The following is an 11530-nucleotide window of genomic DNA, read 5'->3' on the forward strand; positions in this document are numbered from 1 at the left end:
TACAATATGCGGTTAGTAAGCATTATTTAGCAGAGTTTCCAGGTTTGTTAATAAAGGATTATGTCCAGCACTCGCCTTATTTTTGGTTTTCATGCGGTTACCAGTCGTTTGCGGCAGAATCCGGATAGCATCAAAGAGATATTTATTGATGCCATGCGCGGTGATCAGCGTGCACGCGACTTAATCAAACTCGCTGAAAGCCGGAAAATTCATTATGTTTCTTGTGAAGGATCAAAACTCACCAGCATGACCGGTAGCGACCGTCATCAAGGGGTCGTGGCCAATATCGATAGTACCCGCAGTTACGTCGATATCAACGATGTGCTGGATACATTGACCGAACCTGCACGGCTGTTGGTATTGGATGGAATCCAGGACCCGCACAATTTAGGCGCCTGTTTGCGCGTTGCCGATGCGTTTGGGGTGCACGCAGTGATTGCGCCGAAAGACCGAGCGGTTGGACTGACCGCGGCTGTATATAAAGTTGCCAGCGGTGCCGCGGACACTGTGCCTTACATTGCTGTCACCAACTTGGCACGTACACTGAAGCAGTTGAAAGAACAGGGTGTTTGGATTTTTGGCACTGCGGAAGATGCTGAACATGACTTAACGCAGTTCCAGATCAAGGGCGCTGTCGCTTGGGTGTTTGGTTCCGAAGAAAAAGGATTGCGGCGCTTGACTCGCGAGAGCTGCGACCAATTGGTGAGAATTCCAATGCAAGGCAGTATCGAAAGTTTAAATGTTGCCGTCAGTGCGGGAATTTGTCTTTTTGAAACGCATCGCCAGCAATCTTCGGTCTGATCTGTGTTCCTGGTAAAATACATCGAATTTTCAGACAACGGCAATCCACATTACGTGCTGTAATTCAGCTCAAGCAACCTATTGATATCGCTTATTTTCAACTATGACTCCATCTGATTGTCCAAATTTTAAAGCACATTTTGTCGAACTTTTTCGTGAGGCATCCAGCGCCATTACGACACTGGATGACGCGCTTCGTATTGAACTGACGCGCACCAAACAGGCTAGTCATGGGGATTATTCGTGCAATTTAGCCATGCAGCTAGCCAAACCCTTGCATAAAAATCCGCGTGAAATTGCCAATTTGCTCATTGCTGCACTGCCGTCCTCGCCTTATTTAGAGAAAGTGGAAATAGCAGGCGCAGGGTTTATCAATCTGTTTTTGAAAAATTCCGCCAAACAGCAATATTTACATCACGTTTTGCAAAGCAAGAATGCGTTCGGTCATAGTGGTTTTGGTCAGGAAAGAAAGATTCAGGTGGAATTTGTCTCAGCCAATCCGACCGGGCCATTGCATGTCGGTCATGGGCGCGGTGCGGCCATCGGTGCCAGCCTTTCGAATATATTGACAGCGGCGGGCTTCAATGTGTCGCGTGAATTTTACGTTAATGACGCGGGGCGTCAGATGGATATCCTGACGCTGTCCACTTGGTTACGCTATTTGGAACTGAATCATGTGTATACGCCTTTTCCGGCGAATGCTTATCAGGGTGAGTATGTTAAAACCATGGCGCAACTGATCTTCCAGGCACATACTGATCGCTACGTGCACGAATCGGCCTTGTTGTTGGATGGTTTGCCGGAAACGGCTCACACTACGGCGGTCGATACCGACGAGCATTTGGATCAATTGATTGCGAATGCAAAAAAAATCCTCGGCCAGGATTATGCTTATCTGCACAATTTTGTCCTGACAGAACAATTAGGGGATTGCCGCAATGATTTAATGGAATTTGGCGTGGAATTCGATACTTGGTTCTCAGAACAATCATTGTTTGATAGTGGTCTTGTCGCGCATACCATTCAATTGCTTGAGAAGAAACATTACTTGTATCAGCAAGATGGCGCCACCTGGTTTCGTTCAACGGATTTCGGTGATGAAAAAGACCGGGTTGTGCAACGAGAAAACGGGCAGTTCACCTATTTTGCTTCGGACATTGCTTACCATCTGAATAAATTTGAGCGGGGCTTTGATCAAGTCATCAATATCTGGGGTGCGGATCATCATGGTTATATTGCGCGGGTGAAAGGTGCTTTGCAGGCGCTGGAATTGGATCCTGCGAGACTGGAAATCGCGTTGGTGCAATTTGCGGTACTCTATCGAGACGGCAAAAAAGCGTCCATGTCGACGCGCTCCGGTGAATTTGTCACACTGCGAGAGTTACGTCAGGAAGTCGGCAAGGATGCCGCGCGATTTTTTTATGTGATGCGTAAAAGCGACCAGCATTTGGATTTTGATTTGGATCTGGCCAAATCGCAAAGCAACGACAATCCAGTTTATTATGTCCAGTATGCGCATGCCCGCGTGTGCAGCGTTCTGGCACAATGGGATGGCGATATGAGCGATCTGGTTGAAGCCGATATGGGAGCATTGTCCAACCCGGTAGAACTGGCTTTGCTGCAGAAATTGATCGATTTTCAGGATACTGTGGAAATGGCTGCCAAGGAATTTTCACCGCATCTGATTGCCTTCTATCTCAGAGAATTGGCCAGTGAATTTCATAGTTATTATAATTCAACGCGTTTCCTGGTACCTGAAATTCCACTGCTGCATGCACGCTTGGCGCTTATTGCATCCGTTCGGCAGATACTGAATAATGGTCTTGGGTTACTGGGTGTTAGCGCACCTGATAAAATGTAGTCGAGTTAATACACAAGGAAACTCATGAGTCGAGATTACAAAGCCCGAAAATCTTCAAAATCCGCGGATGAAAAAGGCGGTTCAGCATTTTTTGGGGGATTCGTTGGTTATGCGTTAGGTCTTATGAGTGCGATCGGCATATGGTTGTATCTTAACTATGCGCCGAGTCCTTTTTTATCTACCGAGAAAGTTGCGGGCTCATCTGCAAAAAGTGAACCGCAAGCAGTACCTGCTGAGCAACTCAAAACACCAGCAAAACCCGTTCAAGAAGAGCCGTTAATTGCAGTCGAAGAAAAACCCCGGTTCGATTTTTATAAGATACTGCCAGGCATCGATGAACCGGAAATTTATCAAACAAACAAACAGGCCGATGCGCGACCCGTTCAGCCACCTGTTGCTACTGCTAAAATCCCGGAAAGCAGCAGTAAGCCGGTTGAAATTGTGCGGCAACCTGCTCCAACACATCCCGTCGTCAGTCCGATTGAGACCAAACAACAATCTGCATTAGTTCAACCGCGCAATTTCCCAGAAGCTGTGCAACAGCCTGTAGCGCCGCCGCAAGTTAAACAAGTTAAATCGACAGAGAAATACTTTCTACAGGCTGGATCATTCAAGAAAAATGATGAAGCAGAAAACCTGAAAGCAAGGCTCGCATTGCTGGGCGTATTGGCATCCGTGCAACCAATTGATTTAGCAGATAAAGGGGTTTGGTATAGAGTACGTGTCGGGCCTTTTGCTAAAAAAGAGGATGTTGATCAAACGAGTGCTTCCTTAAGAGAAAACGGAATCGCCACTCAATTTATTAAAACGCCCTAATGATTCAGAATACTTATTTATCGGTTTGCAGTTTTCCAGAATTTCATATCAATCGAAGTGGGATAGTCAATTAGGTCATTTGTTTAAGGAGTTAAGATGAATTATCGTCAATCGCTTGTAGTTTTCTTTTTATTATTGAGTTTTGGTTTGATCAATAGCTTGAGTGCGCGCGCTGATATCGTTGAAGGTAAGGACTATACGGTTTTGACTAATCCTCAGCCGACGCAGGATGCTAACAAGATCGAGGTGCTGGAGTTTTTCTGGTATGGCTGTCCACATTGTTATAGCTTGCATCCGCATCTTAAAACATGGCTGTTGAACATTCCCGGTGATGTCAGTTTTCGGTATGTTCCGGCGATTCTCCGTCCCAACTGGGTAGCGGCTGCAAAAATATATTATGCGATCGAAGCGATGGGAATAGCGGATGTGTTACACGATAAAGCCTATGACGCCATTCATCGTGACAAAATTGATTTGAATAATGAATCAGTATTGTTTGATTGGATTGAGAAGCAGGGTATCGATAGGAAGAAATTTGAAACCACTTATAAGTCTTTCGGTATACAGAATCAGGTAGCAAGATCAACGCAGATGACGCGGCAGTATCAGCTGAATGGTGTTCCCGCTTTGGTTGTGAATGGGAAATACCTGACCAGTGGAAGAATGGGTGGTACGCCACAAGATACGATTAAAACTCTGGAACTGCTGATTGAGAAAGCGCGCAAAGAAAAATAAGCGGATAGAATATATTGATTTGACGGGTCGAATAAGACGTTAATGGCAACGGATAAAATCATTTTTGGAGCAGGCTGTTTCTGGGGCGTTGAGGCAACCTTTCGCAATATTAAAGGTGTCGTCAACGTCACTTGCGGATATTCTGGCGGACACACTGACAATCCAACGTATGAAGCGGTATGCACCAATACTACCGGTCATATTGAAGTGGTGTTGGTGGAATATGATCCGGCAGAAGTAGGCCTTGAAGTGCTGCTGGAATATTTCTGGAATTGCCACGATCCGACCACGCAGGATCGTCAAGGCCCTGATATAGGTTCGCAATACCGTTCGGTTGTCTTTTTTTTCACACCGGAACAAGAACGCATCGCTGAAGAATCCAAGAATAGGCTGCAAGCCAGTGGCCGCTGGCAAGACCCCGTTGTCACTCAAATTTTACCGGCCGCTCGATTTTACGTGGCTGAAGCATATCATCAGAATTATTTTAAGAAGCGCGGTATAGGCTAACTCCCGGTCAATTAATATTTGGCCGTGCCGATGATAAGGTTTTTGCGATGCTTGTAAGGTAGCTCTTTACTGAATAATAGGTATAACTGATTTTGTAGCGAAGGTATTGGAACTCCTTGCGGCATATACGACCACTTTCTTTCATAGATGATTATGGCTACAGAATTACGATATAAAGAGAATTCATCGTGCATTGGTGATGTTGCATCGACAAAGAAAAGGCCGACAACCTCCACCAAAGAAAATCTGTTAAATGCGATGAGTGACGATCCAAATCTTCCGTCATTGGGTGGATCCATCTCTTATATTATTCAATTATCTTCGTCGGAAGACGAGTCAATACGACAATTGTCGCATTTTATATTGTCGGATGTTTCATTGGCGCAGAAAATTTTAAGCTTGTCCAATTCGATAACTTTTCGTACCAGTTCTACGCAAGCAATTACCAGCATCACTAAGGCAATCTTTCTGCTTGGTTTTGATACTGTTAGGACGTGCGCGCTAGCCATACTATTGGTTGATGGTATGATGTCGGGTAAGCGCGCAGAGTATGTGCGTACCGAATTGATCCATGCGCTGGCGGCTAGCATGATAGGCCGGGAACTTGCTAGGCATAGTCAATTTAAGGATGGCGAAGAAATCGCCGTGGCTGCGCTATTTAAAAATATAGGTCGATTACTGCTCGCCGCACACGATCACGATAAATACGAAGCGATGATGGCTTGCATCGAACAAGGTACACACACGCCAGAGCAAGCATCGATGCATGTGTTGGGTTTCAGTCTTAGTGATTTTACAGAAACGATTCTGGAAAAATGGAATATTCCGGCTATCATTATTCAAGCAATTAAGAATAAATCCGCGGGCACCTTGAACGCCCCGAAGAATAAACAGGAATGGATGCAACAAGCTACTGAATTGAGTGATAAAGCAGTACCGCTGATCGTTAAGGCCGGTGAATCAGGAAATTTGGAGCTGGAAAATAAATTGCTTGTACGGTTTGGTAAAGCGCTTGATCTCAGCAAATCTAAGCTGGACTTATTGATCAACGATGCAGCAGAAGAAGCTGCTGCGCTACAAGTCAATGCAAATCTATTGCCGGCTGTGAAAAATGGCAAAATCAGCGCAGATATGAAAGATATAGAACTGCATTTACATGATGGTGAAGATGTATTAGCTGAGCTGATACTTATGGATACCGCTGCCGATGATGTGCAAGTTGTTCAACGCTATCCCAGTGGTAAACCGCATAATGCCTCTGTATTATTATCGGTAGCGGTTCAAGATGTTGCAGAAATGATGGTCGCCAATAATTACAAGCTCAGCGAGTTGATCATGTTGATTCTTGAACATTACTATACTAGTCTGGGTTTTCGCTTTGTCACACTCTGTTTAAGGGACGAGCAGAAACATCAATACCGGGCACGTAGCTCCATAGGAAGGAATGACCCTGAATATCTAAATGCCTTCTGCTTCCCGGCGATTCTGTCAACGGATTTGTTTTATCTTGCGATGGCGAGAGACATTGATTTATTTATTTCAAATGCTGTAGAGCCTAAGGTTCGAGAATTACTGCCGCCTTGGCACCAAAATTTATTACCAGACACGCGTAGCTTTATTGTGCTTCCCTTGACTTTCAATAAAAAACCTATTGGATTTATCTATGCCGATCGTGAATTTGCTGCACCCGAAGGGATAACACCTGAAGAAACAAGGCTCATCAAGACGTTAAAAGGGCAAATATTGACAGCTTTAAACTTGAAATAAATACAGACTCGATATTGATATAAAATGATTAAAACTGCAGGTTGTTTATTCATTATTAGCGCGCCTTCCGGTGCCGGAAAGACCAGTCTGGTCAGGGCATTGCTTCAGTTAGATACCCATCTCAGCCTATCGGTTTCGCATACTACGCGCCTGCCGCGTTCGGAAGAAATGGATGGCAAGGACTATCATTTTGTGGATAGCGATACATTTCGGAAGATGCTGATCAATGGAGAATTTCTGGAGAGCGCGGAAGTGTATGGCAATCTGTATGGCACTTCACAACAATGGATCAACGAAGCTATCGCATCTGGGCAGGATATCTTGCTTGAAATAGACTGTCAGGGTGCAAAACAGGTGCGCCAGATTTTTCCTCAATCAACAGCTATTTTCATTCTTCCTCCATCAATCGAAACCCTGGCTACGCGCTTAAAAACACGGGCACAAGATAATTCAGAAGTGATTCAGAAACGGCTTGCTGCAGCACGTGAGGAAGTCAGTCATATCGGTGAGTTTGATTATGTTATTATTAACAGCAAACTGGAAGAAGCGCTGAGTGATCTGATTTGTATCATCAAGGCGGAGCGCTTAAGTAAAGATCGGCAAGTGGTAAAATATCAATCACTCATTACCCAGCTATTGTAAGTTTTTATAAAGAATGGCGTAGCTTGCTAATTCTTTGTTGTAAAATCCAATTGTTATTCCTAATATCCGAGATAAAAACCATGGCACGAATTACTGTAGATGATTGTTTAAAGAGAATTCCTAATCGTTTTGATATGACGCTGGTTGCCACTACGCGCGCCAGACAATTGGCTATCGGTTCAGCACCTTTGGTCGAGCCCGCACGCGATAAACCGACAGTTATCGCACTGCGTGAACTGTCACAAGGTAAAATAGGGTTGGATATTCTCAATCCGAAAAACATGTAATTGTGCATTCAACATTCTTGAATATGGAATGCATTGATTTGATCTATGTTTTGACTGATAAGAACTGAGTATCAATCAGACTATTCGATGCATCGTATCACCACACCGCACCACTAGAACTTGGTTTCGGAAATAAGCAAAAATTACTTGCTTTCATTCCAAGTAGAGATCAGTTCAAGAAAGAAAGCTTAGAATTTTTCTTAAACAGACCTCTGGTTTGTGATCCACATTGAAAAATACTGATAGCACATCAAAGTCTATGCCTGAAGCAGAACTTCTATTTTCCGAGACATCTCAATATCTTAAATCCGAAGATGTTGCTCAGCTTAGAAATGCCTATTTGTTTGGCCAAGGCGCTCATTCCGGGCAGTTCCGCAAATCGGGCGAACCTTATATCTCGCATCCTTTAGCGGTGGCTAGGATTCTTGGCACTTTACATTTGGATGCACCCACTCTGACGGCCGCGTTATTGCATGATGTCGTAGAAGATACGGACATCTCCAAAGCCGAAATCAGTGAACGGTTTGGTGAGCCCGTGGCGGAATTGGTGGATGGCGTTTCTAAACTGACCAAAATTGAGTTCCAGACACAGGAAGAAGCCCAAGCTGAGAATTTTCGCAAGATGCTTTTGGCGATGGCGCGGGATGTTCGGGTGATACTCATCAAGTTGGCTGATCGGTTGCACAATATGCGCACGCTTGGTGTGATGGACCAAGTAAAACAACGCCGTATTGCCCGTGAAACGCTGGAAATTTATGCACCCATTGCGCATCGTTTAGGGCTGAATAATATCTATCAGGAATTGCAGGAGCTGGGTTTCCGATATTCCTATCCTCTGCGCTATAAAGTGCTGGTGAAAGCGACCAAAGCAGCGCGTGGTAACCGTCGTGAGGTCGTTGGCAAAATTCTTGACGCCATTGATCTCAAGTTAAAAGAGGTGGGGCTGGATGCGGAAGTGACCGGACGTGAAAAACATTTGTACAGCATTTACATGAAGATGGTAGATAAGCATTTGTCATTTTCAGAAGTTCTGGATATTTATGGATTTCGTGTCATCGTCAAAGATATTTCTTCATGCTATGTCGCGTTAGGTATGCTGCATAGTTTGTACAAGCCGATTCCGGGAAAATTCAAGGATTACATTGCCATCCCTAAGAACAATGGTTACCAATCGTTGCACAGCACTTTGCTGGGGCCGTTCGGTATACCGATAGAAATGCAGATTCGTACCGCCGAGATGCATCGAATTGCTGAAAACGGCGTGGCTTCACATTGGCTGTATAAAAGCTCGGATGACGATTTTGATGATCTGCACCCGGAAACCAGTCAATGGCTGCAGAGCCTAGTGGAAGCACTGAGTGGTTCGACAGATTCTTTGGAATTTCTGGAGCATCTTAAAATTGACTTGTTTCCCGGCGATGTGTATGTGTTCACGCCACAGGGAAAAATCATGACGTTGCCAAGAGGATCGACGGCGGTTGATTTTGCCTATGCCGTGCATTCCGATGTGGGTAATTGCTGTGTGGCTGCTAAGATCAACGGTGAGAATGCGCCGTTGCGCACCCTATTAAAAACGGGTGACCGGGTGGAAATCGTTACTGCACCTTACGCCAAGCCCAATCCCTCGTGGCTCAGTTATGTGGCAACGGGAAGGGCACGTTCGCATATTCGTTATTTCCTGAAAAACATCCAATACGACGAATCGGTCAAGTTGGGTGAACGCATGCTCAATCAGGCGCTACTGTCTTTTAATATCAATCCGGATACGATTAATGAAACGCAGTGGGAAAAATTAGTACGCGACAGTGGCGTTAAATCGAAAGATGAATTACTGGCTGAAATGGCTCTGGGCAAGCAGTTTCCTGCTGTCGTGGCAAAACGCCTGACTTTGCCGCTGGAATCGGTGTCCAATGAGCAAACAGCAGGTCCGATTACGATATTGGGAACTGAAGGATTGACGGTGCAGTTTGCCAAATGCTGTCGCCCCATTCCAGGCGATGCCATTGTGGGGATAATTAAAAAGGATCACGGTCTCGTCATTCATACGCATGATTGCGCAATCATAGCCAATAGTCAGAAAAGCTCGGAAAGTTATCTGGATGTGGCGTGGGGAAAAGATATCACCAGAACCTTTGAAGCTAACATCAAAGTAACGGCAGTAAACAAGCAGGGGGTGTTAGCCCGGGTTGCCGCCGAAATAGCCAAAGCGGAATCGAATATCGACGACATTGCGATGGAAAGTGATGGGGATTACACGCGAATGCGCTTTATTTTACAAGTGAATAATCGACACCATCTCGCACAAATTCTGCGCAGCCTGAGACGTATCAAGGATGTTGCCAGAATCATCCGAATTAAAAGTTGATTGAGCAGGACTGATTTACGGTGATGTGGAATCAATTTGCAGGTTTTTTTGTCACACGACACTGATTTTGGAGAAAATGAATGATCCGCCATACACTGATGTTATTTGCACTAAGCGTTCTGCTGCTACTGGTTGCATGCGCATCTAAAACTCAGGAGAAGAAACCTGTGGATTCGGCGGCTGGGTCAAAGATTGCCACACCTTTTGAGCAGCTATCCTTGAAAACATCGGGAAAAACGGTTCTTGAGGATGCCGGAAAATTCATCCTGATTGAGGGCAGCAAGTGCATGCAGCGCGAAAATGGCGCGGAGGCTGCAACTATTCTGCAATGGATCGAAATGCCTAGCTACGTGGATAATGGCACGGTCGTGCTAAATGGCTGGGATTTGCGTTATCTGCAAAGTGAACGCGAAGTCAATTCGATGCGTGTTGACATTACGCACAGCAAATTGGTGAAGAATACAGGATCTGCCATGCTGATGTTTGAAGTACAAGGCAAATTGACCGATCAGAACCATAAAGACGCGTACGAATTTTGTGTGTTTTATAGCGCATTCGGCTATCACTCAGCCTGGTTTAATGCCACGATAGAGAGCGATTACAGTGGTATTGAGATGTCGGCGCTGCAAAATAAAAACCAAGGCGCGGTTGCCACGCTGGAAAATACCGGCAGCAAAGGTACGCTCAAAGGCAACGATGCGATTGCGATCATGCCGCGCGGATTTGATTTTCAATTCGATGACACCTTTGAATGTAAATGGCGTTTCTCTTCCTGCAAATGGGCGGATCGTGCCGATTACCGTTTGTTGCAGGCTGCTTACAGCCTGTCCCAAACCGGCATTTCACCTAATCCGGACGGCAGTCCGCACTGGGTTACTCAGACCATTTTTAAGGATAACGCCACACGCACGCACCGAATTAAAACACGTGCTGCGTTGATTCGCGGCAGCAGCGTCAAATTGCGCCCGGATTTTCTGGCGCTGAATCCGCGCTCGACAAACACCGGCGACTGCCGCAAAAACTCTGACGGCATTGTCCGCACCCAAACATTCCGTATCAATGACTTACCCTACGATTATGCGGTACCGATGCTGACAGGCTGGGATCTTTCCTACGAATGCGAAAATCAGCAGGTACAACGAGCTGGCATCTGGATCCATGACATCCATTTTGACCCAAGATCCAGCAGCATGGAATATAAAGTGTCGTCGATTCTGCGCGACCAAGACGGCGCACCCGGCTTTAATGCTGCGCACCGCATCACGGTACTGGGGCTAAATCGCATACTCCCACCGGCTCAGCGCAGCGCACCGGAAATCAATATCAGGATTAGAGGGCACTGACGGGCAGTCAGCGCATTTAAGGCAAAGCTGGGTTGCTACATTCCAATTTGTTCTCAATTTTCCCGCTGTTGTAACCAACGTCTGCCTTTATGAGTCAAGCGATAGCGTTGCGTTGGGCTGCACGGTGTTTCCATCAGACTCGACCACATATCTTGATGAGCGGTTGTAGCGCTCTTCTTTTTGCGCATCTCCTTTGGCAAGTGCTTCAAAAGTCCTTGAAAAGGAAGTCTTCATTAGTCTATTGAGTGCATAGCTGGCATAGACTTTGATCTTTGGTTTGTTTGGATTAGAACCAAAATCAAAATCGCGATCCAAAGACTGAATACCATAACAGTTGTTGAGGCTAACCTTAAGCTTATTCATAACGCGCCCCTAAGCTCTTCCCTGTTTAATCATTCGACAAAAT

The 11530-nt window shown here is 45.5% G+C and carries 11 protein-coding genes; 10 read left to right on the forward strand and 1 reads right to left on the reverse strand.

Going from position 1 to position 11530, the window contains the following annotated elements:
* Window positions 1-60: 60 nt before the first annotated feature.
* The 10 genes from rlmB (at window position 61) to C8R34_RS03435 (ending at window position 11124) form a co-directional block, all read left to right on the forward strand.
* The gene (gene rlmB, locus C8R34_RS03390) at window positions 61-801 is read left to right on the forward strand and encodes a 23S rRNA (guanosine(2251)-2'-O)-methyltransferase RlmB (protein WP_110337850.1); all 741 of its coding nucleotides are present in this window, start codon (window positions 61-63) and stop codon (window positions 799-801) included.
* Window positions 802-904: 103 nt separating this feature from the next.
* Complete coding sequence (argS, locus tag C8R34_RS03395) at window positions 905-2662, forward strand: arginine--tRNA ligase (protein WP_110337852.1); 1758 nt, start codon at window positions 905-907, stop codon at window positions 2660-2662.
* Between the two features lie 24 nt (window positions 2663-2686).
* Complete coding sequence (locus C8R34_RS03400) at window positions 2687-3478, forward strand: SPOR domain-containing protein (protein ID WP_110337854.1); 792 nt, start codon at window positions 2687-2689, stop codon at window positions 3476-3478.
* A gap of 96 nt (window positions 3479-3574) precedes the next feature.
* On the forward strand, window positions 3575-4213 hold the full coding sequence (locus C8R34_RS03405; protein ID WP_110337856.1) for a thiol:disulfide interchange protein DsbA/DsbL: 639 nt from the start codon (window positions 3575-3577) through the stop codon (window positions 4211-4213).
* A gap of 42 nt (window positions 4214-4255) precedes the next feature.
* Complete coding sequence (gene msrA / locus C8R34_RS03410; RefSeq protein WP_110337858.1) at window positions 4256-4720, forward strand: peptide-methionine (S)-S-oxide reductase MsrA; 465 nt, start codon at window positions 4256-4258, stop codon at window positions 4718-4720.
* Between the two features lie 153 nt (window positions 4721-4873).
* Entirely contained in the window at window positions 4874-6487 is a 1614-nt protein-coding gene (locus tag C8R34_RS03415) for an HDOD domain-containing protein (protein WP_258364336.1), read from the forward strand.
* Window positions 6488-6511: 24 nt separating this feature from the next.
* Window positions 6512-7129 carry a guanylate kinase gene (gene gmk / locus C8R34_RS03420; protein WP_110337862.1) on the forward strand — a complete coding sequence of 206 codons (618 nt, stop codon included), beginning with the start codon at window positions 6512-6514 and terminating at the stop codon, window positions 7127-7129.
* An 80-nt stretch (window positions 7130-7209) separates the two neighbouring features.
* Window positions 7210-7416, forward strand: a complete 207-nt coding sequence (gene rpoZ, locus C8R34_RS03425; protein ID WP_110337864.1) for a DNA-directed RNA polymerase subunit omega — start codon at window positions 7210-7212, stop codon at window positions 7414-7416.
* Window positions 7417-7675: 259 nt separating this feature from the next.
* Complete coding sequence (locus C8R34_RS03430; RefSeq protein WP_110337866.1) at window positions 7676-9781, forward strand: bifunctional (p)ppGpp synthetase/guanosine-3',5'-bis(diphosphate) 3'-pyrophosphohydrolase; 2106 nt, start codon at window positions 7676-7678, stop codon at window positions 9779-9781.
* Window positions 9782-9861: 80 nt separating this feature from the next.
* A complete protein-coding gene (locus C8R34_RS03435) occupies window positions 9862-11124 on the forward strand; it encodes a hypothetical protein (RefSeq protein ID WP_110337868.1) in 1263 nt (420 codons plus the stop codon).
* A gap of 87 nt (window positions 11125-11211) precedes the next feature.
* Here the strand turns inward: C8R34_RS03435 and C8R34_RS03440 are convergent, their stop codons facing one another.
* Window positions 11212-11487 carry a hypothetical protein gene (locus C8R34_RS03440; RefSeq protein WP_110337870.1) on the reverse strand — a complete coding sequence of 92 codons (276 nt, stop codon included), beginning with the start codon at window positions 11485-11487 and terminating at the stop codon, window positions 11212-11214.
* Window positions 11488-11530: the final 43 nt, after the last annotated feature.

Source organism: Nitrosomonas sp. Nm84 (assembly GCF_003201565.1).
Lineage (GTDB): Bacteria > Pseudomonadota > Gammaproteobacteria > Burkholderiales > Nitrosomonadaceae > Nitrosomonas.